This window comes from Paenibacillus sp. RU5M (genome assembly GCF_900221055.1).
GTDB classification, from domain to species: Bacteria; Bacillota; Bacilli; order Paenibacillales; family Paenibacillaceae; genus Paenibacillus; species Paenibacillus marchantiae.
The window spans coordinates 198013-223078 of sequence record NZ_OBQM01000003.1 but is presented as its reverse complement, the minus strand read 5'-3'; the positions used below and the strand labels follow the sequence as shown (position 1 = coordinate 223078).

General features: G+C 48.8%; 20 protein-coding genes. 4 read left to right on the top strand and 16 right to left on the bottom strand.

What is annotated here, in order from left to right; genetic code table 11:
* Positions 1-52: 52 nt before the first annotated feature.
* From CRO25_RS11615 to CRO25_RS11565, 11 genes are all read right to left on the bottom strand, one after another.
* Positions 53-4408: an alpha/beta hydrolase fold domain-containing protein gene (locus tag CRO25_RS11615; protein ID WP_256863625.1), complete on the bottom strand. Its 4356-nt coding sequence runs from the start codon at positions 4406-4408 to the stop codon at positions 53-55.
* Positions 4409-4431: 23 nt separating this feature from the next.
* On the bottom strand, positions 4432-5982 hold the full coding sequence (locus CRO25_RS11610) for an extracellular solute-binding protein (protein ID WP_179132144.1): 1551 nt from the start codon (positions 5980-5982) through the stop codon (positions 4432-4434).
* A gap of 141 nt (positions 5983-6123) precedes the next feature.
* Positions 6124-8493: a DUF4962 domain-containing protein gene (locus tag CRO25_RS11605; protein ID WP_079695078.1), complete on the bottom strand. Its 2370-nt coding sequence runs from the start codon at positions 8491-8493 to the stop codon at positions 6124-6126.
* A gap of 34 nt (positions 8494-8527) precedes the next feature.
* Entirely contained in the window at positions 8528-9295 is a 768-nt protein-coding gene (locus CRO25_RS11600; RefSeq protein ID WP_079695077.1) for an SDR family NAD(P)-dependent oxidoreductase, read from the bottom strand.
* 28 nt (positions 9296-9323) lie between these two features.
* Positions 9324-11162 carry a sensor histidine kinase gene (locus tag CRO25_RS11595; RefSeq protein WP_079695076.1) on the bottom strand — a complete coding sequence of 613 codons (1839 nt, stop codon included), beginning with the start codon at positions 11160-11162 and terminating at the stop codon, positions 9324-9326.
* Positions 11159-12196 (bottom strand): response regulator, encoded by a 1038-nt coding sequence (locus CRO25_RS11590; protein WP_079695075.1) that lies wholly within the window; start codon positions 12194-12196, stop codon positions 11159-11161. The genes CRO25_RS11595 and CRO25_RS11590 overlap by 4 nt, the downstream gene beginning before the upstream one ends.
* A gap of 42 nt (positions 12197-12238) precedes the next feature.
* The gene (locus tag CRO25_RS11585) at positions 12239-13117 is read right to left on the bottom strand and encodes a carbohydrate ABC transporter permease (RefSeq protein WP_063567831.1); all 879 of its coding nucleotides are present in this window, start codon (positions 13115-13117) and stop codon (positions 12239-12241) included.
* A gap of 12 nt (positions 13118-13129) precedes the next feature.
* The gene (locus CRO25_RS11580) at positions 13130-14047 is read right to left on the bottom strand and encodes a sugar ABC transporter permease (RefSeq protein WP_079695379.1); all 918 of its coding nucleotides are present in this window, start codon (positions 14045-14047) and stop codon (positions 13130-13132) included.
* 56 nt (positions 14048-14103) lie between these two features.
* A complete protein-coding gene (locus tag CRO25_RS11575) occupies positions 14104-14313 on the bottom strand; it encodes a tautomerase family protein (RefSeq protein WP_063567830.1) in 210 nt (69 codons plus the stop codon).
* A gap of 277 nt (positions 14314-14590) precedes the next feature.
* On the bottom strand, positions 14591-15556 hold the full coding sequence (locus tag CRO25_RS11570) for an alpha/beta hydrolase (protein WP_079695074.1): 966 nt from the start codon (positions 15554-15556) through the stop codon (positions 14591-14593).
* A complete protein-coding gene (locus CRO25_RS11565) occupies positions 15553-16182 on the bottom strand; it encodes a TetR/AcrR family transcriptional regulator (protein WP_079695073.1) in 630 nt (209 codons plus the stop codon). Before CRO25_RS11565 ends, CRO25_RS11570 begins: the two co-directional genes overlap by 4 nt.
* 445 nt (positions 16183-16627) lie before the next feature.
* Here CRO25_RS11565 and CRO25_RS11560 point away from each other — a divergent pair, with 445 nt between their 5' ends.
* On the top strand, positions 16628-16981 hold the full coding sequence (locus CRO25_RS11560; protein ID WP_256863624.1) for a ParB/RepB/Spo0J family partition protein: 354 nt from the start codon (positions 16628-16630) through the stop codon (positions 16979-16981).
* Positions 16982-17086: 105 nt separating this feature from the next.
* Here CRO25_RS11560 and CRO25_RS11555 read toward each other — a convergent pair whose 3' ends face one another.
* Entirely contained in the window at positions 17087-17440 is a 354-nt protein-coding gene (locus CRO25_RS11555) for a helix-turn-helix domain-containing protein (RefSeq protein ID WP_079695072.1), read from the bottom strand.
* A 207-nt stretch (positions 17441-17647) separates the two neighbouring features.
* Between CRO25_RS11555 and CRO25_RS11550 the strand changes: the two genes are divergently transcribed.
* The 3 genes from CRO25_RS11550 to CRO25_RS11540 all read left to right on the top strand — a co-directional run bounded on the left by CRO25_RS11550 (position 17648) and on the right by CRO25_RS11540 (position 22039).
* The gene (locus CRO25_RS11550) at positions 17648-18598 is read left to right on the top strand and encodes an NmrA/HSCARG family protein (RefSeq protein WP_079695071.1); all 951 of its coding nucleotides are present in this window, start codon (positions 17648-17650) and stop codon (positions 18596-18598) included.
* Positions 18599-19193: 595 nt separating this feature from the next.
* A complete protein-coding gene (locus CRO25_RS11545; protein WP_079695070.1) occupies positions 19194-19772 on the top strand; it encodes a TetR/AcrR family transcriptional regulator in 579 nt (192 codons plus the stop codon).
* A gap of 80 nt (positions 19773-19852) precedes the next feature.
* The gene (locus CRO25_RS11540; RefSeq protein WP_079695069.1) at positions 19853-22039 is read left to right on the top strand and encodes a YhgE/Pip domain-containing protein; all 2187 of its coding nucleotides are present in this window, start codon (positions 19853-19855) and stop codon (positions 22037-22039) included.
* A gap of 127 nt (positions 22040-22166) precedes the next feature.
* Here the strand turns inward: CRO25_RS11540 and CRO25_RS11535 are convergent, their stop codons facing one another.
* The 4 genes from CRO25_RS11535 to CRO25_RS11520 form a co-directional block, all read right to left on the bottom strand.
* Positions 22167-22505, bottom strand: coding sequence for a DUF4190 domain-containing protein (locus CRO25_RS11535; protein WP_079695068.1), 339 nt, complete (start codon positions 22503-22505; stop codon positions 22167-22169).
* A gap of 176 nt (positions 22506-22681) precedes the next feature.
* Positions 22682-23437: an amino acid ABC transporter ATP-binding protein gene (locus tag CRO25_RS11530; RefSeq protein ID WP_079695067.1), complete on the bottom strand. Its 756-nt coding sequence runs from the start codon at positions 23435-23437 to the stop codon at positions 22682-22684.
* 62 nt (positions 23438-23499) lie between these two features.
* Complete coding sequence (locus CRO25_RS11525) at positions 23500-24159, bottom strand: amino acid ABC transporter permease (protein ID WP_079695066.1); 660 nt, start codon at positions 24157-24159, stop codon at positions 23500-23502.
* Between the two features lie 109 nt (positions 24160-24268).
* Positions 24269-25039 carry an amino acid ABC transporter substrate-binding protein gene (locus CRO25_RS11520; RefSeq protein WP_079695065.1) on the bottom strand — a complete coding sequence of 257 codons (771 nt, stop codon included), beginning with the start codon at positions 25037-25039 and terminating at the stop codon, positions 24269-24271.
* Positions 25040-25066: the final 27 nt, after the last annotated feature.

The window sequence follows — 25066 nt, the reverse complement described above, 5'->3', positions numbered from 1 at the left end:
AAATTGAGCTTCAACTTATATAGACGCCTGCTAGGCTACTTGCTCTGATCCTTTACAGCTCGGTAACTGTAACACCTGCTGCTTTGTAATAGTCCTCATTCACATTGTTTAGAATGTTGGCCTTCAGCAGAATACCGACTCCGGCAAAGAGTCCGATTCCGTTTGTATTACCTTCGATTCGGTTATTTTCAATTAACACATTCTCGGGGTTTCCTTCGCCAATATTGCCGGCTCCGGCATCACCTTTGTCGCGCTCAAGACGCACGCCCCAGTAACCGCTAGCGGTATTGTTACGGATCACATTGCCTCGAATTACCGTGCCCGGTCCATTCAGCACTTTGATTCCTGCCGTATCTGTAATCGTGGTTGTATTCTCGATCAGATTATCCTCGATTAGAGTATCCGGGGTGCCCATGGTTACCGAAATGCCGATTTGGCTGTTCCTGATCGTGTTGTCATGAATGTAGTTTCCTTTGCCCGACTTGCTGTGATTGCTGGGTGCTGAACCCCCTGTATTGCCAAGTCCAATCCCTGCGCCTGTCAGCACATCCGTAATGACATTGCCCGAGATTTCATTCAAATACTCCAGTTCACCATGAAGATCAATAGCATCCAACTTCGTTCCGTTAAATGTATTGCCACGCAGCACGTTGTTATGGGCGACAAACTGGATCAACGCTCCATGTCTGAGATGAGGGCCCTCAAACGTACTATCCTCCACCACATTCCATAACGTATCATTGTCAAAGCCGAGCCGATCGGTCTTGGCCGTTCCCTGAATGGAAATTCCGTAGCCTGAACCCCCAGGGCCCAGATCTGTTGCATTGCGGAATGTTGCATGCTTCACAACGACATCTCGGCTGTGTTCGATGCGGATAGCCATTCGTTTAAATTTCTCCACAATTACACCGTCGATCGTAATGTCATACGATGGTTCCTCACCATAGTTAGTGATGTGGATCATGCTATCCGGCCCCCCTGCGGAGGGATTGTTGGATTTGTGATCGGTCGTGTAGCTGCCAGACCAGGATGAAGTTAGGGTCATATTGGATACGAGAATGCTGTGCTGAGCCGATGCTTTCAGGACGGCGCTGCCCGTCACCTGATCCAACGATGTCTTGAGCACGGTTCCTCCACTGCTCTCTCCTCTCAGGTTCACCCCGGATTTGAGCATCAGGTTGGTAGTTCCATCCGGCCCGGACAACAAATTGTACACTCCATCAGGCAAAAACACTTCATCACCAACGCTGGCCTCATCAATGGCAGCCTGTATTGCAGGTCGGTCATCACTCGTATGATCAGCCAGATCTGCTCCGTAATCCCGTACATCAATCGTACGTCCGGTTACAGTATGAGGAGGATGGACTGCATGTGGTGTTCCATCTGTCTCCGTCAGACCTGGAGCGATAAAGGGCTCTGTTCCCTCCGGTGATTGAGGCTCAATGTATGGAATCAGGGCAACAGGCGTCCCTCCCCCTACAAAAGGAGCATACAAATGCACATCGGTCAGACTTGTATAAATACTTGAATCAGAATTGCCATGTCCGGTGATCCGTACATAACGTGCAGAAGTATCCGGGATATCAAATGCCTGCATTTCTGTTGTATCCCCGCTGCTTTCGCCGCCATATACCTGGGTCCAATGATCACCGTCAACAGACGTTTCTATTTCAAAAAAGGTCTTCCTGACATCCCCTTTGTAAAAACCAATCCCAACATAGCCCACTTGCTGTGCCTGCCCCAGATCAAATGTGATCCATTGCCCCTCTCCGGCAACAGACCAGCGTGTATAACTGTTATTGTCGATGGTATTAGTCGCCAGGTTGCCGTCGCTACCGCTTGCCGAGACGGAGGCAACAGGCAGGGACGATACCGGAACGGTAAGGGTGGTCAAATCGGATGATAGGGCACTGCTGACGTTGCCAGCTTCATCAATCGCCCTCACTTGAAACGTGTACGATGTTCCGGCTGCAAGTCCGCTGTCACGAAATGACTGCTTACCTTGTTCAGCCAGCAAAACTCCATCCCGATATATCCGGTAGGCAGATACAGCCGTATCATCGCTGGCCGCTGGCCATCTCAGTTCCGCAAAATCCGTTCCCCAGTTGCGAATCTCAAGTATAGCTCCCTGTTCCCATTCTGGTGACTGCGCGTCACTGCCTTCTTCGATTAAAGCAATGACCGATAACTGTGGACGCGGATTGCTCGTTCCGTTGGCTTCCTTGGTGTATACGTTCACGGAAATACCTGTTGATTCCGCATCTGCGAGCAAAAATGCAACCTCCCCCGCATCTGGACGACTCTTCACATAATCGGTTACATCCACTTCATAGACGGCCGGGCTTCCACTACGATCTGCCGTGACCTGGAATTTGCCAAGCAGCGAACTTTCGCTGAGACTTTGGACCGGAGCATTCGACCAGGTTAACGATGATTCGCTCCAGTCTGTTTCATTCAAACCATATAGAGACAACTCTGTATCGATATTCGATGTGCCTTTCTTGGCGGCAATCCGTAGTCGATACCGATCTCCTTCGGGCTCATTTCCGGCCATATCAAACTTGAAATACACATATTTCTTGGTCGACGAAGTGGAAGAGATGCTTAGTAATCCAGTGCTGGAGCCCGTGGCCTGATTGAAATTCAGATCAGGCTTGCTGCTGTCAATCGCCGCATCGTCACTTGGCAGCTTGCTGGCGATGACCTTTTCAATCAACGGTTTTTCCTCTTCCTCTTCTTCGGCTCCAGGCGAAGTGTGTTCGGGATTGCTTTTGAACATAATGGGCTCCGTAACGATCCGGTTCTTCACATGTTCATCAAGAAAGGCCCATGCCTCCGCATTGGCAACCTCGGAAGCCGTCCCTGTAAATCCATGGCCCTGACCAGGTACGACTTTCATATCCACAATCGGGACACCCGCAGATTGAAGCTGTCCCGCGAAAGTAACACTGTCTGTGTAAGGAATGGTGGCATCAGCATCACCGTGTCGAATCCAGAACGGTGGATCATCCGGTGAAGCATACGTGCCCGGCATGGCAAGTCTGGCCTGCTCCGGAACATCAAACGCACGTTGCCCACCAAGCAGAGCCGTGACCGAGCTATAGTTATTGGCAAATGTCGTTGTAAAATCAGCGGGTCCGTACCAGTCGGCAACGGCCTGCACTTTGTCGGAATACTCAGGCCATCCGCCAGAACCTTCAAGATCAGGTGCATCTACCGTCACTCCTGTATCGAGCATTACAGTGTCACCAGCCACAATGTCCCCTGTTGTACCGAGCAATGCAGCCAGATGGCCGCCCGCAGATGATCCCCAGACGCCTATACGACTCGGGTCCAGGTTGTACTGCGCCGCATTTGCCCGCAAATATCGGATAGCAAGCTTTACATCCTGAATCTGGGCAGGGAAAGGCGCCTCAGGCGTCAGCCGGTAGTCCAGAGATACACCGATGTAACCGCGTTTGAGTACATAATTGCAAATGGAGTTCAATGCCTGCTTTCGGTCCCCGTGATTCCATCCACCTCCATGGATATAGACCATGACCGGCATCGGTTCAGCTGCCGCTGTCTCAGGAACAGCAATGGATGAATAGATTGCTCGCCCACCAGCCGTGCCAATCTCCACATCCTCGTATAAAGTCACTCCTTGTGGTGGCGTAAATTCAGTATTCTCCTCTCCAGGCGGAACTGGCGATGGGGCAGGCGTTATACCGGGAATAGCCTGACCATAAATGGCAACATTGTCGATATACATGTTGGCCTGCATGGCATCTCCTGTCCGAAAACGAATTTTCACCGTGCTGTTATTGTTCGCTTCCGAACCCAGCGTCCAGCTTTTTAGCGTATTCCCTTCCTTGTTCTTCACATCTGGAGTGCCTGGGGGAAGTTCAAATGTCTCCAGCGTTGCCCAGGAACTGCCTCCATCCTTCGACCATTCGATAATGATGCTTCCGCTTATATAGGACGACGCACGTGTGTAGTAGCTCAGCCGAATATTTCCGTATCCAGTCAGATCAAGTGGCAGCGCGAGTGCATCGGTTCCGTCAATCTTGATCATGTTGGGCAGCGAGGGTGCAGTTGTGGAAGATGATGTTTTGGCCTTGCTTCCACCTACTCCTTCCTGCAGCCAGGGAGCTCTCAGTGCAATTCCGCCTGTAGAGCCAAAATTGTCCGGGTCATCAAAGTTTTCCGCGTAAATCTCCAGCTCCGGACCCTCCGGATCTGGGATATTTTCTTCCTGCGTAGTATTTAAAATAGAATGAGGATCAGCGTCTTCCATCGCCCGGACTTCATGCACGGGAATGGTAATACCGCTAATGAGTATGACAGACATGGCAACAAGTACAACCCGCTTCTTCCACGTTTTGAACACGTCATTCACTTGTATCCCCTCCGTATTCAGCTGACTCACTACACTGGTTCCATCCTTCTTAGTTAGCGACGAGGTGCGGACACGCCTTCACCTTTTTTAAATTTCTCCGTGGCTTCTTCGATTGCCTGATCGCCGCCCTTGGATTTCCATTCCTCTACCACTTTCGGCCAATCGGAAATTGGCTCCTTACCATAAACCATCTTGATCATGTGTGTGAGCAATACCTGAGGAGGTGTATCCGAATTGGGAGCAATATCGGGATTCTGTACAAAAGCTTCCAAACGCGGATCAAAGTTGATGCCATCCCTACCTTCTTTGGCTAAGATGGTATCGTAAATATTCATCAGCTTTCTGCCTTCTTCTGTCAGCGATAACGAGCCTTTATTGTACGTCGTGTCCTGTACGAACCATAAGAACGACTGACGGTAACGCTCTTCGTCCACGCCAGCAGAGTCTGTTGGAGCTGTATATGAAATCACTCCATTATCCTCTGTATAGGTCTCTCCTTCTGTACCGTACGTGAAGAACTTCTCCGCTTCGTCAGACACCATCCAGTTAAAGAAACGGATAATGGAAGCCGGATCAGCCGCATCCTTATTAATAAAGTAGGCACGTGTCACCGGACCGTACAAATAATAACCGCCCTTTCCGTCCGGGCCGACAGGGGAAGGGATAATCTCGATTTTGGCATCGGGAACCGACGCTTTAATCTGCTTCTCCCATTGGATCAGTTCGTTGGCATTCATGGACCACATGCCCGCCTTGCCTGAGAGAATTGTATTTTTGAATACGGTGGAATTGATGGTCGCGAACTCTTTGTTGATCAGCCCTTCCTCGTACATCGTCTTATAGACAGTTAGGGCTTGCTGCATATTCTCATTATCCATGAACTTCGGAACAACCTGGTCGCCCTGCTGCTCCATCATGGACAGGAACTGCTGTACGTCATAGGCACCGAAAAAGGTATCTGCATATTTGAAATCCTCACGTCCCATATAGGGATTCTCCACGCCGAGCTTCTTAAAGGCGCGCAAAACGTCCATCGTTTCCTCAACTGTAGTTGGTACCGGTAGTCCCGTTTGATCCAGCAGATCTTTGCGAATCCAGGTTGCCCGGCGGGATGGATTGGATAAATATTCAGGGATGGCATAGATATGACCGTCATGAGTTACCTGGTCCCAGGCTTCCTTCGGCACGGCTTTGAGCAAATCTTGCCCGTACTGCTGCAACAGTTCATCCAGGGGCTGAAATACCCCGGCTTCGACCGATCCGGCCATCTCTTTGCCGTTGACGCCGCCGTCACCCTGCACCACGTCAGGAATATCATTGGTGGCAAACATCTGGACCATTTTCTGTTCATATTCCTTATGGGGCACCAGGACAATTTTCAGATCGGTATTGGTCAGATCCTCCAGTTTCTTCACCCATTGATCCTTGTTAATGTCCGGTGACTTCTCCACATAGGTATACGCCAGCGTCCGTAGTGAAATGGAGAATTTTGTTTTGCCGTCTCCCCCTCCCTCACCGGATGCCGCTCCGCTCCCTTTGTTGCACCCCGTCATAACAGCTGCCGCCAGCAATAGCGCCATGCCTGAGACCATCCACTTTTTCATGCTACCCCTCTTTTCATCCTAATTTAGATTTAGGTACCACTCGTTGGTGAAGCGCTTTCAAATAGATGTTAAAACATCCCCACCGCCTGCAACAATGGGGATGTTTTAGATGAGATTGCGTTTTCTTTAGGTCAGCACTCCCTAGTACGTCTTGGATACCTCGATCTTCTTCGTTACACCGTTGTCGGTAAAATAGAGATGAATACCGTGATCCTGGTCATCAATGAAATAAGGGATATACTTCGGCTCCTCGATCTTATATGGCACAAGCAGCGTTACAATTCTATGGCTTGAGGCAGGCCGCGTTTCTGCGCTCAGATGATAATGTCTTTCCAACCCTTCGTACTCTGCCGGGTCCACCTCTGCGAATTGATCCGTCTGGCTGAGCGACAACTCACCGGAGGAAGCATATACAAACGTGCCTTCAAGCCCCGCCTTATTACCGTTCAGACGGAAGCTCTGCCCTTTCAGCTGTAGCGGGTGCAGTGCATGGAACAGCCATTGAACGCTGTCCGGCTTCTCCAGATCAATGTGGTCCACAATGACGAAATAGGAGGATTGCAGAAAATGAATCTCCCGTACAACACGCTTCACATGGGGTACGGTGCTGGCATAGGCATCGGTCGCTACCGCGCGCACATAGCCATCGCCATCCCGCCAATAGGCCTCCTCGATCTGCCCAGTTGCGGCCATATTCAGCACCTTGTTGTTCTCAGCATACTGACCTGTTCCACCAATCAGCAGGTTGTTTTTGGAGCGTGTCTGCCTGCGCCATTCCCGGTGAAAGGAGCTGCCGTGCGCGATATAATAGCCCGTATCCGCCGCAAGCGGCTCACCAAATGCATGCAGGGTAAAGCTGTTCTGATCCGCATGACTGTGGCTGATGGAGCCATAACGGCTCGATTTGAGCAGCAGCATAACATGCTCATCCGGATCGTCCATCCGGTGATGCATGGCTACCCACCCCACATCACGGAACCACTTAAGCGGCTCAATGTCCACAGGCGACTCTTCCTCCACCTGTGGATAATCGTGGCGGTATACCAAGTCGTCAAAGTTAAAGTCCCACCAACCGTAATTATAAAAAGCTCCCTCTGTCCCCGGATCGGATTGGCGGACACGCTCAAAGTACCACTGGTACCAGCGGTTGCCTGTAACACCCGCCAGTTGGCGGACAAGATAGCCTGTTTTCAAGTTTACCGGGTCACCCAGCGTAGACTGATCTCCAAAGCTGGCACGCCGAGCGTCGGGCGGGTACACGTAGAGTGGAAAATCTCCGGTACGCTGGAAGAACGGCCGACGAAAGAAATCGATGCCCGCATAATTTCGCAACAAATTCATTGCTTCAGTCACATAGGCCATGCCTGTTGTCCAGTACATTGGACCTTCGGCCCATCCCCCATCACTGCCACCCCAAGGGGAGTACAGACAGGCATAATAATCGATCGCATAATCCAGCCACTCTGCAGCCTGCTGCTCCTCATGCAACAAGGCCATACAGCAGGGCACAAGCACGGAAGACAATGAACGCACAGCATGGCTGTCATAAGGCACATGATGGATCTTCGAACGGACCATCACATGCTGGGCTACCTGTTCTGTCCGCCGCAGCAAACTGCGTCTTACCACCTCTTGCTCTTCACTGTTCAACTCATCATGCAGCCAATCATAGCCCCAAGCGAGTGCAGCTGCGACCCGAAAGGCCGCCTCATCGTTATAATCACGGGATGTCGTTCCCTCCGTATCCCAAGCCGCCACATGCAACAGCCAGGTTTTGGCTGCTTCAAGCAACCGTTCGTCACGTAGCACCCGCCCCGCGATGCTGAGATGCCGAATCGCATATAACGTTTCCTGACAGTCAATGTACATTTGCCTCCAGAGCGGGGCGACACGTTTGTTCTCCGGGTAAGGCAGCGGTTCACAGATCAGTTCGCGATTGGCCCACGTCTCCACGGATTTTGCCATAAACACATCCCAGCCGCAATATGTAGCATCTGACGCAATGCCATCCGCAAGTGCCCTTAGCCCACTCTCTCCGAGCCATAACCGGGGGTGAGACGTGTCCGTGGCAACATACCGCTGGGCCCGAGAAGGTATCGGTGTGTCGGGTAATCCCGCTGGTACCGTAAATCGCCTCACCTCACTCCATGCCGACATTTCCTGTTGCTTACCCAGCACAGCGTCCGCTTTGGCTTCGCTATCTTGCTGCACTGGATGATCTACAAGCAGCGCATATCTCCAATAATATTCCCCAGGTTCAAACACCCGGTCAGGCGTGAAAAAGTTATACGGGAGCGGCACAAAGGTCATCGTCCCTTCTTCCTGAAAAGAAGGCCCCACCGACACCTGCAGCAGATAGGCATTCTCATCCTCCTGCTGTGCCGCCATCCAGGTAAACCTTGGCGGATTTTCTGTCAGAACAGTATGTTCGTCAGGTGCATAGTCCACATGGAACGGCCCGCTGATTGGTTGGTACAACGGTCTTTCTGCAAGCTTCCGCTTCACTTCCATCGTATCGTCCCCTCCTTATCGCAATGGTGTAGCATCAACGCATGTACATTCCGCCATTGATTTCAATCGTTTCTCCGGTTATAAAAGAACCCAGCTCGGAACACAGGTACAGCGCCGCTCCTGCGACATCATCGGGTGTCCCTTCCCGTCCAAGCGGAATGCTGCTTACCGCAGAAGTTCGGCCTTCCGCCGAGGTGAACGTAGCATGGAATGCCGTTTGCCCGATGAAGCCCGGTGAAAGGGCATTGACTGTAATCCCGCCAGGAGCCAGTTCTTTGGCTAGTCCTTTGGTTAACGCAATGACAGCTGCCTTGGAGGCTGCGTAAATAGCTGCACCCGGACCGCCCCCGTTATGAGCCGCTACCGAGGTCAGATTAATTATTCGGCCGCCTCCAGCCGCCTTCATGCCTGGAATGACCGCTTTGGATACAAATACGGCGCTCTTCAGATTGACATCCATAATCTGGCTGTAAAGCTCCTCGCTCATCGTTTCAATGGGGCTCCGCTCCACCAGATGCCCTGCATTATTAATTAACAGATCAATCGGACCGCCAAAGCGGAGCGTAATATCCCCAACCATCGATTCTATGGCATTCGTATCGGTCACATCTGCCTGAAATGCAGCTGCTTCACCGCCAGCATCCCGGATGGCGGCCACGACCTCCTCCGCCCGATCCATATTATGCAGGCCATTCACAGCCACCTTTGCTCCACAACGTGCCAAAGCCCCAGCAATGGCAGCACCAATTCCTCCGCTGGATCCGGTAACCAGCGCAATTTTGTTCTGCAAGTTAATATTCATTTTGATCTTCCTCCCTGTATAGGTTCAATTAAATCCGTTTGCTATGCTGATCTGCAGGAAGCGCCATCGTAATGGTCGTTCCCAAACCTCGCTCACTCTCAATCATCAAGCCATACGTTTCTCCAAATACAAGCTGAATCCGCCGATGGACATTCATGAGTCCGATACCTCCGCGATGGTAGACATCATCGGAATCTTCGCCTGCCAGACGATTCAATTCCAGACGATCACGCAGCTTCTCTAGGCGCTCCTCGCTCATGCCCATGCCGTTATCCTGGACGATGACAAGAAAGCGATCTTCCAGGCGCCGAGCATCGATACGGATAAAGTGACCGGGCTCCATGCCTCGCGGAAATGCGTGTTGTAACACATTTTCCACCAGTGGCTGAAGGGTGAGTCGAACCATTTTTTCCAACAACAGATCCGGCGCAATGATAACCTCAACTTCAAGCTCTCGATCCATGCGATGTTTCATGATGGAAAGGTAGGCCAGCACATGCTTTAACTCATTAGCAACCGTAATTTCCTCCAGATTGGTCTGAATGGAATAACGGAGCATATGAGCCATGGATTCCACCATCTGTGCAATTTCTTCGGAGTCCTGTACGACGGCATAACATTTGATCGTTTCCAGGGTGTTGTAGAGAAAATGCGGATTGATCTGCAACTGAAGCGCCTGAAATTCCGCACGGTGCCGTTCCAGCGCCTCCTGCTGAAGCTCGATTTCCGACTTCTGGCGGCGCAGCTCCGACTCGTATACACTCTCAATCATGTCCGACAAGCGGCTGACCATCAGATTATAGCTGCGGATCAGCACACCAATTTCATCGCGCCTTTCCTTCATCTCCACCTTGTTCCAGATTCCCTTCTCCGTCTGTCTCATTCCGTTCATCAGCACACGAATAGGTTCCACTTGAGATGCTCCGATCCGGTAGGCCACGACAAGCGCGGCGAGCAAGGTCCCTGCACCAACCCATAATGTGGCTGAACGGATCGTTGCAATCGGTCTTTGCAGCTCCGACAGCGGCACGGAAGCGACAAAACGCCAACCCGAATATGCAGAAAGCTCCGATATGAGCAGCCGTTTGGTGCCATCCGTGTTCTGTTCCAGTGATCCTGCCTCCATGTGCATAAGCCTGTTCACAGTGTTGGACGGCATCGCTGTCTGCGCCTCTTCGTCCCCGGGTGTGTAGATTACAGTTCCGTTCTGATCCATCACATACTGATACCCACCTTGACCGAGGTCGAGTTCTCCCCATATTTTGTCAAGCTCCAGCACATTTACTTCCATCGCCAGTACTCCGTTTGGCGTATAGGAGGATACCCCTCTAATCCGGCGAGCGATCGTAATCACATTGGCGCTCTGTCCACTGCGAATACTGCGGGTAAGCAACGTCGATTCTCCATTTGCAGGGGTTGCAGCCAGCAACTCCTTATATTGCTGTGCCGCGTCGATATCCGGTATGCCAGCTGAATTCTGGTTGTCATCAATCACAACACGCCCGTTATCCCCGATAACATACAGGAACTTGATCTGTGGGTATAACATAAAAACAGGCGGGAACACGTTCGTCTTAATCTGACGGCTGTACTCGTAATAGGCATAACTGTCCTCCGAATTCATATCGAGGAAATGCTTCACACTTCCGTTCGAGAGAATGGAGTAGGTTGCACGATCATAATTTTGCAAATACAGATCGGTCTGGTACGCCGTATTGCGCATCGTTTGGGCGATGTTGTCCGCAAGCTGGTCGTTCATTTCAGTCGAGGCATAGGTATAGGTGAACAGGCCGATGGCGGACAGTGACAACGTAATCACGACGGCAAAATGAAAGAACAGACGGATGGACAGGCTGCGCTTCATCATTCAATGCCCAACTTGCTGCGATATTCGGACGGGGTCAGTCCGGTAATTTTCTTAAATGTCTTCGTAAAATGGGGATGATCCGCATACCCCACTTCGTAGGATATATCCGTAATCCGGTTGCCCGGCTGTTCCAGCATGCGTTTGGCCAGTTCCATTTTGCTGCGTATCCGGTATTGGATAAAGGTCTGCCCTGTCGTCTGCTTAAATAGTTGACTAAAGTAGGACGGGTTAAGGCCCAGCTTGGCGGCAATCTCGTCCAGTGACACTTCGCGGCGCAAGTGCTTCTCTAGATAGGCTTTTGCTTCTTCCACTGGATGCTTGCGCTTGCCACTGCGCTTTTCCTTGATCGTCTTCATTAACGTGTGGATTTCGTTGCCCAAAGCCTCGAAGCACTCTTTTGAGGAAGCGCTTTCATTTATCTCGCAGGATGTACTCATCGTTCCGTTGCCACGTGCGTTCATGCGGGCCACAATCAATTCCAGCAATTCCTGAAAAAGCTCCGCTGTCTGCTCAGGCATCAAGGAATATGACGGGTAACGACCAGACCATGCTGCGAGCAGCTCCGTGACATCTGATTGTCTCAGCTCCCATATGGCCTCTTCCAGACGCATCGCCCAATCATTCAGCTCCCTCACGGGTACAAGAGAAGCCGTAGGTTTATCCTCTTCGGTGGCCAGCAATTTGAGCAGCAGTTCATGCAGCTCCTGTCGTCCCACAGGCTTCAGCAGATATCGCTTTACTCCATAATCCATACAGGCTCTTGCATATTCAAAGTCCGAATAACCGGAAACCACAATAATGCGCATCGTACTGCCTTGCTCGGATAAACGTCGGCACAGCTCAATACCATCCATCGTCGGCATGCGGATATCCGTAAACAGGATGTGTGGCCGAAAGGCCTCTACCACCTGGAGGGCCTCTTCCCCATGCGCTGCCTGACGTATCTCACAGTCGAACAGTCCCGCTTGTTTGATCATCTTCGCCAGACCCATCCGAATCATCGGCTCATCGTCCGTAATCAAGATTCTGAACATCGCCATTCCCCCGTTTCCGTCAGATCTGTATGCTTCTTGTACTTAAGATTTGACGGAGCCGACCATGATTCCTTTTACAAAATGCTTTTGCAGGAAAGGGTAAATGATAATAATCGGCAGGGTGGCGATGATGATGGTTGCCATTTTGATGCCTTCCGGCGATGTATGTGCAAGGGTGCTATAGACGGCTGAACCTGGATCGACGGAAATATCGTCACTCTCAAACAGCTTCTTGAGTGTTACCTGGATCGGCCACCAGGCCGGATCATTCAGATAATAAAGCGCGGTGGAATAGGCGTTCCAGTGGCCTACCGCATAGAAAATGCCGAGTGATGCCATAGCCGGTTTGGACAATGGAATGACGATACGCCAGATGATACCGAATTCCCCACAGCCATCAATACGGGCAGCGTCGATCAGTTCGCCCGGAAGCTGTGCGAAGAACGAGCGCATGACGAAAAAGTTAAAGGCATTAATCGCTCCTGGCACAATCAGAACCAGCGGATTGTTGACCAGATGCAGTTCCTTCATCAGGATAAAGTTCGGAATGAGCGGCGCCGAGAATACAACGGTCACCAAGACAAACATGACGACCAGGGAGCGCCCCTTGTACTCTGGACGGGAAACGGGATACGCCAGCGATGCCGTTGCAGCGAGATTGACCAGCGTACCAAACAGCGTCACACCAACGGATACCGCAAAGGCCCGCCAGAACGAAGCATCGCCGAATACATATTCATAATTGATCCAGGTAAAAGCGACAGGCCAGAAGCTAACCTTTCCGCCCATGATCGCTTCCGAGCTGCTAAGAGATTGAGCCAGCACATTAATGAAAGGCAGAATCATCGTCAACGAGAGCAGCGTAAGAAAAACGAGATTTCCAATGCGGAATATACGGTAACGGACACTGGGGGTACGCATCTATCTCGCCTCCTAATACAGGCTTTCGCCGGTTGTTTTTTTGCTGAAGAAATTACCGAGTAGAACAAGCATCAAACCCACGACCGACTTGAACAATCCGATAGCCGTTGTATAGCTGTATTGCTGTGAGAGCAGGCCAGCTTTGTAAATATACGTATCGAGAATTTCTCCAGATTCCAGATTGAGCGGATTCAGGAATACGAACACACGCTCAAAGCCCAGATCAAGGAACTTTCCGATGTGCAGCAGTAGCAGGATCATAATCGTCGGCAGTAAGGATGGCAGGGTAATCGACCATATTTGCTTCAAACGTCCGGCTCCATCCACCTCTGCCGCCTCATACAGATCGGGATTAATTCCCGCAATGGCAGCCAGGAAAATAATCGTTCCGTAACCGGAGTCGCGCCAGATCCCAGAACCGATCAGAATGGAACGAATGTACGAGTCTTCTCCAAGAAAGTAGATCGGCTGCATGCCCAGAAATCCAAGTGCCTTGTTCACCACCCCGGCATCCATCGAGAAAATACCCATGAAGATACCACTAATGACGACCCAGGACAGAAAGTGTGGCATGTAAACAATCGTTTGCAACAAACGCTTAAACACAATCATCCGTACTTCATTCAGCAGAATTGCCAGTAAGATCGGTACCGGGAATGCAATCACCAGATCATATATTCCGAGCAGAAGTGTGTTATTGAGAATTCGCAAAAAGTCATAATGGCTGAACATCTTCTGGAAATGCTCCAGGCCTACCCAATCACTTCCGGTGATGCCTTTGAAAATGTTGTAGTTCTGAAAAGCAATGATCGAGCCGAACAGAGGTACATATTTGAAAAGGAAAAAATACAGAATGCCCGGTACGGAGAGCAGATATAGTATCCGGTATCGCCACAGATAACGTCCCGCATCTCCGAGCCGAGTGCCCAGACCAGACGAGTTAAGTCTGGCTGTTCCTCGGCTTGGCGGCGCAATGTCCGCCGGCTTCACGTCTTCTCCCCTCCTTGCTTCTGTGATTGCATGGCTTTCAAATTATCAGGAACGTTCTCGTCCCATGGGATTTCATTGAATTCAACGGAAATATAATCCGGCTCACGGTCGATAATACGAGATAGCTCGCGTGTGAACACCTCCACGATCTCCTGCTTTTGCTCATCCGTCCTGCCTTCATACAGCCTGATCGTAATTTCTGGCATCCGAGTTAAGCTCCCTTCACCATATAATGTAAACGCTTCAACAACTTCATCTTAGCGTTCCTGTGAGAGAGCAACAATGGACTGTCTTTTCGTTCACTTGTGTTTTCTTTAGGTGGGAGCCCTTGCTTCCATCGTTTTTCTCGCTTAAAAAACATCTGTTTTTCTATGTAAATTCAGCCTATAGTGTTTTTCTACACTACAGGCTGAAAATTATTGATATTATGTTTTTTTACTCCACCTGAATCCCGTTCTACTGATAAGTTCTCTTGGATTGAATTTATTTTCCTACATACTCATCCATAAAGCCATCTACTCTCTCGAAATATTCAGTAGGGTAGTGGTTGATTGCATCGATATGCTCCGTATTTTTCGGATACCATACTTCTGCGTTTGGGTTATCCTTCAAGGACTCGTAAATGATTTCTGTGTTTTTATAACTAATTTGCTGATCTCCAGTACCATGAATCAGCATAACGGGCTTGTCTTGCATTTTTTTCACCGCGTCCATAGGAGATATGGAATCAAGATCAACTTTATAGACCCAATTGGCCATCCAAGTGGATGTATAACTGAATGGAAATGCAGGTAAACCTGAAAAGAAAGGTAAACCCTCTCTCAGAAATAGACCCGCATTACGAAATGGACTATCCGCAATTACAGCTTTGATGTCGTCACTTTCACTTGTAGCTAGCAAAGAAGTAGCGGCACCCATTGAAAAGCCGATCACTCCAATATTATCACCCGTATGGTTTCTGGATTTTAAATAGTCTACTGCTGCCAGCAAATCGTATTTTTCATTGAGGCCCAGTGTAATCAAATCACCATCGGATTTCCCTTGCGAGCTGAGGTCAAATGCCAATACATTGTAACCTTTTGGAACGAAATGCTCTGCTATCTTTTGGGTCCGCCCTTTGACTAAACGATTGCTCGTATACCCATGGACGACAATAATTGTCTTATCGCTTGAGTTACCACTAACATTTGCAGAAAAGAAGGTACCTCTAATCGTATTATCATTTTTCAAACTCTTGAACTCGACCTCTTCGTAGGGCGTTTTATCGATATTCAATTCGTAGCTGACATTCGTGTCTCTCGGATGGTGCAACAAGGTGTCTACTACTTTATACGATATAAAAAACACAAGAACTATCACAAGCAAAAGCACAATTCCTACGCTCCATAAAATTTTGTTCCGTTTTTTCATACGAACGTTAGGATTGGGTTGTAAGGATGGTTGATTCATTCAGGCTCCTCCAGTTTTTCTATAGGTGGTACGGGGGCGAACAAATAAAAGGCATGCCGCTTCAGATTCTCCCACTCGGGATGATGAGTAATACTTTCTCCAAGCGTTAAGGCCACTCCATTTAAGAAAGAGATATAGGCACGAGAGATCATGGCTGGCGAAAAGCTTTTGTTGAATTCTCCCCTTAACTGTCCTTTGGCATAGACATCTTCGATTGCATCCGTCATTACCTTTATACTTTCAAGGACCTTCTGTGTAAGTTCAGGGAACCTTATTCGTTGTCCTAAGACAGATTGAGCTAGCCGTAACTCATTGGTATAGAAATAGATATGGTTGAATTGTTCTTCCACCATGTTCTTAATCAATCCGCCCGGCGTCCCCTCTTGTTGTAGACAAGCAAGCGATTTGACCTGAATTTCAGCAAGCGGTTCAAGGACAGCTGCGTAGAATAAAGCTTCTTTGCTAGGAAAATATTGAAAAATGGTTCCAGGAGTCACTCCCACATTCTTCGCAATGATAGCCGTTGTGGTATTTGAATATCCGCTTTCTGCGAACAGAACAACTGCTTCTTTTAGGATCCGTTTACGACGCTCCAACCTTTTTTCTTCATTGATAGGTCTTGCCAAATGTATTCCCCTCTCTTCAAACTAAACTTTAATTAATTAAATGATCAATTAATTAATTAATAATATATCTTTAATTATGGATGATTGCAAGAGCTAATTTAGCTTACTTTAGAGCAGGATGAATCTCTACAAATACAAACAAGCCGGAGTGCGGCCCAACATGCGCCTCCGGCTTATTTGTATCAGGTTACTTTGGATGATGAGTTACGTTCCACCTTCCTTTAATGTGGAGATAGTTGAACAATAACTCCTGTTGTCGTAGAAATGGATTTCACTAGAAAAGTTGTTGCAGCAGATCTGCAAGAGCTTCTACATTAATTGATTTACGCAAACATCTTACTAATGACAAGTTGGCTTTTTCTTGAACCAGGTTTAGTATCTCTATGTGAAAAGTACACGTTTACATAAACATCTAGTGTACACTTCAATATGTAAACTGAAACATTTGATCGTTCATAAAAAATCATTATTTCAATCCACGCACTCCATACGGAGTGCAACCGGGATCTACGAAAGCGTCAAGGACAAGGGTGTAACCAAGCCTGCCATTGTGCGCCCCCGCGAAGATGGCGGGTATGAAATCGAATCCGGCCACCGCCGCCAGAAAGCCAGCGAATTAGCCGAATTTGCGGAGATGCACTGTATTATCCGCAACATGACGGACCAGCAGGCCATCACGCAGATGGTAGAGGACAACACCAACCAGCGTGAAAATATCCTGCCCAGTGAACGGGCCAAAGCCTTGCAAATGCAGTTGGAAGCCATCAAACAGCAGGGCATGCGCACCGGCAACGGGTGATAAAAACGGTTATCACGAATTTTCACTTCTCGGCTCACGCTGTTTCACGCCCCCCAAGCCTCTTTCGTGATAACAGTTTAGTGCAGGTGCCGTTTCGGTTGGCTATTATAATTCGTTTTCCAGCAAGCCCACATCTTCTCCTTGCTGTTGTCGCATTTTAATATTATCGCTGCCCCAGGAACACATTACATCAATAATTTTGTTAGCCGTGATTCCATATTCCGTTACATAATATTCAACTTTCGGAGGCATTTCATTATATACATGCCTTCCTACAATACCATCTCTTTCAAGCTCACGAAGCTGCTGTATGAGAACCTTTTGAGAAACATCTGGAATAAGACGCTGCAATTCTCCTGTCCTCTTAGTTCCAGACATAAGTAAACATACGATTAAGGCTTTCCACTTCCCGCCGAGTATTTCAAGTGTTGCCTCGATACCTAAATTATATTGTTTCATAATCCTACCTCACATATGTTAAAAACCTACGGTTTTCGTCGGATGATTTTATTATCACATTTATTTTCTGCTAAGTCTAATACATACCTAGAAGTAAGTATTTAAGTTACTTTATTGTGTGTATTTACAAATATTAAGGTGTGTACAACAATAAAGGTGTGAAATAAATGTATAAAAAGTAAAGGATAGAAAAGGAGAGAGTTAACCATGTCTACAATCGATAAACCGCTTATCGCAATTGTCGGTGCAACCAGCAAACAAGGTCGGAGCGTTGCCACGACGCTTCTCCAGAGCCAGCGTTTCCGCGTGCGCGCGCTGACCCGAAATCAGCACTCGCCGGAGGCTCGAAGCCTAGAGAAGCTTGGCGCTGAACTCGTAACGGTCCCACCCGGACTCGGCCACCAAATGGACCTCGTTGCCGCATTCAAGGGTGCGGATGGTGCATTTCTGATGACACCGCCCATCGCTCCGCCGGAGACAATTGAATTCTCTCTAGGTTGCGAACTGGCGGATGCCGCCGTTGAGGCCGGCGTCGGGTATGTTGTTTTCAGCACCCTTGAGAATGTCGACAAGATTTCAGGACGAAGGAAGTATGCCCCGCACTTCACCGACAAAGCCCGCGTCGCCGACTACATCCGCAGCCTGCCGATCTCCCATTCCTTCGTAATGCTGTCGTTCTTCTACACAAACATACTTGAGTATTATGTGCCGCGTATGGAGGGTGACACTCTCTTGCTACCAATCTATCTGCCCGAAGATTTCCACGCACCTTTTGTTGATCCGCTGACGGCGACCGGACCGGTTGTCCTCGAAATCTTCTCGAACCCCGAGCTTTATAATGGAAGAACGGTTCCAATCGTCGGCGACATCCTCTCACCGCGTGAGATGGTCGAAACCTTTCAGCGCGTGACCGGCATCAAGGCCGAATATCGCAATGCTTACACCAAGGATGGCCTGCTGCGATATTTTCCAGACTTCGCCGCCAACGATCTTCTTGTCCAAGAAATTTTGGGGATGGTTGAGTATGCAGTCGAATACGGCTATTTCGGCAAGGAGCATGATGTCGAATGGAGCCGTCGCCTGAATCCCGATACGCTCAGTTGGGAGCAGTTCCTGCGTTCCACAGGGTGGCGCGGCGATAAGAAGTCGTTCTCTTAATCGTAAACCTCCGTTTCTCTAGCTTCTTTAACCTTTCCGCTGTGGCTTCCATGACAACGCACCCTTTCATAGAAAATGTCGCTTATACCGACCCTTTATGATTGAGAGTTAATATTGTTGATTGAGTTGTAACTGTTAGCATAATTTTTTTTAACGATGCTATCGGCCGATAGAAAAATTATAAAAGTTTACTGCCAAGTTTCAAAGATTGGTAGGTAACTAAATGCGCGCTTTTAAGGGCCTTCCAATGGCAGTAATGCGATTGGAGGGCCTTTAATGCGAAAAAGACCTGCTTATTTGCCGATGGAGGTGCCATCACATTACTGTGCCAAAAGGCAATCAATACCCCTTTTCGACAAAATCTGAGGTCGAATCCCTCAGGGTTTTCATGTGAGCATCACATTCGCACCTGCCTGAGTCACATACTGATTCCCTGAATAACCTTCTCACTCCCCCATGTACATTATGAAAAAGATCACATCCATCAACCCTGCCCGAATGCTACAGTTATAAACGACCAGTTGACCGAATTTGTAATCCGGTCAACCATAGACACACCTTTTACTCATTCAGAAAACAAGGAGGTGGATATGCCATGAAAACCATCGATCGAAGGCAGCAGGTCATTGACTCTGCTGAGAAATCGTTCGCGCTGTTTGGATACAAAGCCACCACAATGGAGCAAGTTGCGAGACTGGCCAATGTGGGCAAAGGTACGATCTATACTTTTTTCGAGAATAAGGAAGAACTGTTCGGAGAGATCCTCCACTCGATCATTGCTGATATGAAGCGGATTACGGAACAAACTGTGCAGGACGACAAACCATTTCTTGAGAACGTACACCAGAGCATGGACGCTTTGCTGGAGTATAGAGAGGAACATGAGCTGTTGATCAAGCTGTTTCAGGAAGTAAACAAATTCGGCACGCCTCAGGCGAAGGAAGGTTTGCAGAAAGTAGAGACCGCGATTCTCGAATATTTGGAACGCCAAGTTCTGCGAGCCATGGAACTAGAGCAGATTCGTGAAGACGATCCCAGACTGGTCTCTTTTGTCCTGCTGAAGCTGTATGTCACCTTAACTTCCGATTGGAACAAAGCGCATCCTTCGCTGCACAAGGATCAGATCAAGGATTTCGTGGGCCTCTTTCTCAAAAGTGGATTATCCCCTACATAAAGAAAGATGTGAATATGAATCCTTTATCAATTAGAGATAGATATAGCAACAGAGTAGCGTAATGATGGGGAGAGAACATGATGAAATCATTCACTGTATTTGGGCAGGATTTGAAATCTGCCTTCAAGAAACCAAAAGTATTTATTCCGATTCTCGTGGTGCTGTTCATTCCGGTACTGTATAGCGGTCTGTTCCTCAATGCGTTCTGGGACCCTTACGGCAAAATGAATGAACTGCCTGTTGCCGTGGTCAACACGGATCAGGGGGCAACCTACAATGACAAATCGCTGGAAGTCGGACAGAATCTGGTCGATGAATTGAAAAAAAGTGACGACTTCAACTGGCAATTTGTGACCCGAGAAGCAGCCGAGCAAGGCATGGAAGACAACACATTTTACATGACGATTGTTATTCCAGAGGATTTTTCCAAGAAAGCAACCACTCTGATGGATGACCATCCACAACCGGCAGAGCTGATCTATGAACCCAATGAAGGATACAACTTCCTTGCGGGTCAGATTGGCGGGACAGCGGTCAAACAGATCAAATCCAAAGTCTCTGCGAAAGTGACGGAATCATATACGGAAACCTTGCTGGATCAGGTAGAGAAAATCTCTAGCGGTTTGGCAGATGCCGGAAACGGCGCAGGTCAGATCAACGAGGGTGCGGTTAAGCTGGATGAAGGTGCCTCCAAGCTGAAAGAGAACCTATCCAAACTGGCCGATGGAACCAACAAACTCGAAACAGGCATTACCCCGTTAAAAGAAGGCACGAACACCTTAGCTCAGGGTATTGATGAGCTTCATACAGGAGCCAGCTCCCTTTCCAATGGTTTGTCACAATTGGCGGAAGCAGGTACGAAGCTTGGTGACGGAGCAGCACAGGCTGAAGCTGGCGGCAAAAAGTTACAGGCTGGGATTCAATCTGCTCAGGAAGGAGTCGCAAAATTGGATGCTGGACTGGTAGCAACCGAGGATGGCAGTGCCAAGCTGACCGCTGGATTGCAGACTTCAGTCGGAGGCAGTGGCAAAGTAAGTGAAGGTGCCAAGGCCGTTGCGCAAGGTCTTGCCCAATTAGCTGAAGCTAGTCCAGAGTTAGCTGCTAACCCGGCTGTACAGCAACTCCTGGCAGCAAGCCAGGCTGTTGCCGCTGGTAGCGAACAGGTATATCAAGGTGGACAGCAATTGCTCGAAGGCAGCCAAAACCTGCAAGCTGCTCAACAGCAACTGCACCAAGGCAGCAGCCAGTTAGTGCAGGGTGAGCAGCAGCTTCTAGAAGGAGCAACGCAATTGTCCGCTGGACAGGTACAGCTTGCGACTGGCCTCCAGCAGTTCAACGCCAAGTTGTCTGAGGCTACCGCTGGCGGAGCCAAACTTTCAGAGGGTTCGAGTCAATTAAACGCAGGTGCAGGAAAACTGGTTGATGGATTGGACCAACTTTCAGACGGAATCACCACCATTGCCGATGGTTCCCGCAAGCTGGATGATGGCGCTGGAGATTTAAAAGAAGGTACCTCCAAATTGACCGACGGCTCTGGTGAGCTTGCCACCAAACTGAATGATGCCGCCGATCAAACGGGTAGTGTGAAAAAGACGGATGAACTCGTATCGATGTACGCAGAGCCCGTTCAGGTGGATGAACATAAACATAATGAAGTGCCCAACTATGGTACAGGATTCTCACCATACTTCCTGTCATTGGGACTATTTGTCGGAGCGTTGATTGCAACGCTGGTTGTACCAACACGTAGCAGCTCGGTTACCGATGCGAGTGGCTGGAATCGTTTTGTGAGCAGAACGCTGGCTTTCACGATCATGAGTGCCGTGCAATCCCTGCTCGCTTCCTGGCTTGTCTTGTCCGGCTTGGGCCTGGAAGTTCAAAGCGTGCCTTTGTTCCTTTTATTCAGTTTCGTTACCAGCCTGACCTTCATGTACATCATTCAGGCTCTGGTTACTTGGTTAGAGAATCCCGGCCGCTTCCTGGCGATTCTCATGTTAATCTTCCAACTGACTACTAGTGCAGGTACGTTCCCGTTGGAGCTCATTCCGAATTGGCTGAAAGGTTTCAACCCATGGCTGCCGATGACTTATTCGGTAACCGGGTATAAAGCTGTTATTTCGAGTGGACAGTTCGGTGTGGCATGGGATCAGATCGGAATTCTGTGCATCTTTGCGGTGATTGGTCTGGCAGCTACCTTTGCCTATTTCATGATGCATCGCACGAATGAGGTTGAAGAAGTAAATAGTGAGGCAGTGCTTCACGTGTAGGATGGAAAATAAAAAGCAAGGCGTGTTATAAGCAACGGCCTCACCTCAATAACGGCGGGTGTTTGCTTATACACGGCCTTGCTTTTTTTGATCATGAAGAAAAAGAGGTAGGAAACTGCTCAAACACTTAGTATGTAGAAGTAACATTGGTACTTACCACAACAGTAAATAGCAGGACAAGTATAATGAGAATAGCATAGAGGGCCGTCCCAATTATCCCACAGACGAGACCCGCAATGGCCAACCCTTTCCCTTGTTCCATACGAATTCTGAGTTCTTTCAGTGCCAGCGACGAAAATATGATAGCTACGATACCAATAAAAAATCCCAAGTATGGTATGGTGAGCGACAAAATCCCCAAAACAAGAGCTGCAATAGACTTGCTATTGGTTTTTGGTACTACATAAGGTGGTGGCGGAAGCGGATCGCTATAATAACGGTCCACATCATTGTGACGTTGATCCAAAGGTAAATCCTCCCTGTTTAATAAGTAGTCTTATTATACTTGATTAACTGGAAAAATATGCTCCATTATTTGTAAATATTCCGATTTTATTAAAAAAATCCGGATCCATCGTCGACTTTCGTCGAACCAATGAATTCGGATCCCGTTTACATTCATATCTTAACTCGTCTGAACCTCTACCCTTCCACTTCCACGCGCTGCAAAAACGTGCGTGTGCGCTCCAGCTTGGCATTACCGAAGATCTGCTCCGGCGGTCCCGCTTCGGCGATTTCGCCGTTATCCATGAAGAAGACGCGGTCAGCGACATCGCGGGCAAAGCTCATCTCATGGGTGACGATCATCATCGTCATATTCTCCTGTGCCAGCTGCTTGATGACACGCAGCACTTCTCCGGTCAGCTCGGGATCGAGTGCCGAGGTCGGCTCGTCGAACAGCAGAATGTCGGGTTGCATCATCAGTGCGCGTGCAATCGCTACGCGCTGTTTCTGTCCACCGGACAGGTTAGCGGGATAAGCATCCGCCTTGTCAGACAGCCCTACTTTACCGAGCAATTCCAAACTGCGCTGCCGGATGATCGCTGAGCTTTCTTTTTTCAACGTCTTCGGTGCCAGTTCCAGATTCGCCTGTACCGTCAAATGCGGAAACAGGTTGAAATGCTGAAAGACCATGCCCATGCGATCCGTAATCTTCCGAATATCCGCGGCACCTGCATACGATCCGTTCTCAGCCAGCGCCTGGCCTTGGATACGAATGGTGCCACCCGAAATATCCTCAAGATGAATCAGGCTGCGCAGCATCGTACTTTTACCCGAACCCGAAGGCCCGATTACGGCAATAACCTCACCTGGCTCCACGTTGAACGATACCTGCTTCAGCACATCAAGTGTACCGAATGATTTTCTTAATTGATTTACTTCTATAATATGTGTCATATGCAGACAGTCCTTTAATTGATGAGATTAGATAACTTTATATACTTCTGTTCCGTGCGCGTTTACTCAAATGTATAACGTTTCTCCAGTGCCTTGAAGAACAAGGTAAGTACCATGGTCATCAGCAAATACATAATAGCTGCAATCAGGAATGGTGTCAGACGGAAATCCCGGTTTACTGCGGCCTGTGCGTAATGAAGCAGCTCAGGTACAGCAACAGCGTACAACAATGCCGTATCTTTAATAAGGCTTATGGATTCATTTGCAGTGGCAGGTAATGCTACCCGAAACATCTGCGGGATGATGACTTTCGTCATCGTTTGCCATTTGCTTAGGCCCAGTACCTGTGCAGCTTCATGTTGTCCTTTATCAATCGAGAGCAATCCACCTCTGAAAATCTCGGCAAAGTACGCACCATAATTCAAAATAAAAGCCAACGTTGCCGCCGTAAAGCGGTCAAATACAAGATACTCTCCTACGCCTGGAAGCAACGGCAGACCGAAGCAAAAGAACAACAGCTGAAGCATCAGCGGCGTTCCCCGCATCACATATACGTACGTATGAGCGATCCATGCCAACGGCTTGAATCGGCTTTTCATCAATAAGGTTACTCCAAATCCAAGTGGTACAGACACTATAATGGCCAGCAAAAATAAAAAGATCGTGGTCTGTGCACCTTCAAGCATGGGCTTCATGACGCCCAATAAATACTCCCAGCTCATCGCAATCGGCTCCTCTAATCTGTTAACCCCGCATTCCGCAGGAGACTTGCTCCTTTTTGGAATCCGGGGTCATGTTGTTTACTACATATGTCAGGCAAGTGGCCTGATCCTATTTCAAAACTTCATCTTCACCAAACCATTTGGTGGAAATCTCGGCTGCTGTGCCATCGGCATTCAGCTCATCCAATGCTTTTTGCAGCTGATTCAGTAGTTCTTCATTGCCTTTTTTCACACCAATGCCGTATTGTTCCGGAGCAAGGGATTCATCCAGCAGTTTGAACGTTCCCTCTTCCTTGGACATGTAATATCTCGCGACCACTTCGTCGATGATGACAGCATCCAAACGTTTCGTCTTGAGATCGGTTAGCGCCAGTACGTTGTCCGGGAATTCGGAAGCATTCACTTTATCCTTGAGAGGACTTGCCGCGAGTGCATCTGCCGCAGAGGACAGCGCCTGCAATCCTACATTTTTGCCATCCAGTTCATCCAACTTCGTAATCGGTGAGTCCGCGAGTGTAACTGCAACCTGGCTGTTCTCTAGATACGGCTTCGTGAACAGCACTTTATCTTTCCGTTCATCCGTAATCGTGTACCCGTTCCAGATCAGGTCGATTCGGCCGCTGTTCAGCTCCGATTCTTTGGAAGACCAATCAATGGGTTGGAACGTAATTCCTTTCCCCATTTTCTCCCCTGCCGCTCTGGCATAATCAATATCAAAACCAACAATTTCATTCTTGTCATCCCGGAAGCCCATTGGAGCAAATTTATCATCTATCCCCACAATAATGGCATGTTCATCTTTGCTTCCCGAGCTGGAACACCCCGCAACAACAATCATGCATATGCTGATCAATAATAGAAATATCGCTTGTTTTCTCATCTCTCTAACCCCTCCATGTCTATAACC

What these genes read in the sequence shown, in the direction of transcription:
- CRO25_RS11610 (WP_179132144.1), bottom strand. Translation starts at nt 5,982, where the DNA reads ATGAAAAAGTGGATGGTCTCAGGCATGGCGCTATTGCTGGCGGCAGCT.
- CRO25_RS11605 (WP_079695078.1), bottom strand. Translation starts at nt 8,493, where the DNA reads ATGGAAGTGAAGCGGAAGCTTGCAGAAAGACCGTTGTACCAACCAATC.
- CRO25_RS11600 (WP_079695077.1), bottom strand. Translation starts at nt 9,295, where the DNA reads ATGAATATTAACTTGCAGAACAAAATTGCGCTGGTTACCGGATCCAGC.
- CRO25_RS11595 (WP_079695076.1), bottom strand. Translation starts at nt 11,162, where the DNA reads ATGATGAAGCGCAGCCTGTCCATCCGTCTGTTCTTTCATTTTGCCGTC.
- CRO25_RS11590 (WP_079695075.1), bottom strand. Translation starts at nt 12,196, where the DNA reads ATGTTCAGAATCTTGATTACGGACGATGAGCCGATGATTCGGATGGGT.
- CRO25_RS11585 (WP_063567831.1), bottom strand. Translation starts at nt 13,117, where the DNA reads ATGCGTACCCCCAGTGTCCGTTACCGTATATTCCGCATTGGAAATCTC.
- CRO25_RS11575 (WP_063567830.1), bottom strand. Translation starts at nt 14,313, where the DNA reads ATGCCAGAAATTACGATCAGGCTGTATGAAGGCAGGACGGATGAGCAA.
- CRO25_RS11570 (WP_079695074.1), bottom strand. Translation starts at nt 15,556, where the DNA reads ATGAATCAACCATCCTTACAACCCAATCCTAACGTTCGTATGAAAAAA.
- CRO25_RS11555 (WP_079695072.1), bottom strand. Translation starts at nt 17,440, where the DNA reads ATGAAACAATATAATTTAGGTATCGAGGCAACACTTGAAATACTCGGC.
- CRO25_RS11550 (WP_079695071.1), top strand. Translation starts at nt 17,648, where the DNA reads ATGTCTACAATCGATAAACCGCTTATCGCAATTGTCGGTGCAACCAGC.
- CRO25_RS11545 (WP_079695070.1), top strand. Translation starts at nt 19,194, where the DNA reads ATGAAAACCATCGATCGAAGGCAGCAGGTCATTGACTCTGCTGAGAAA.
- CRO25_RS11540 (WP_079695069.1), top strand. Translation starts at nt 19,853, where the DNA reads ATGAAATCATTCACTGTATTTGGGCAGGATTTGAAATCTGCCTTCAAG.
- CRO25_RS11530 (WP_079695067.1), bottom strand. Translation starts at nt 23,437, where the DNA reads ATGACACATATTATAGAAGTAAATCAATTAAGAAAATCATTCGGTACA.
- CRO25_RS11525 (WP_079695066.1), bottom strand. Translation starts at nt 24,159, where the DNA reads ATGAGCTGGGAGTATTTATTGGGCGTCATGAAGCCCATGCTTGAAGGT.
- CRO25_RS11520 (WP_079695065.1), bottom strand. Translation starts at nt 25,039, where the DNA reads ATGAGAAAACAAGCGATATTTCTATTATTGATCAGCATATGCATGATT.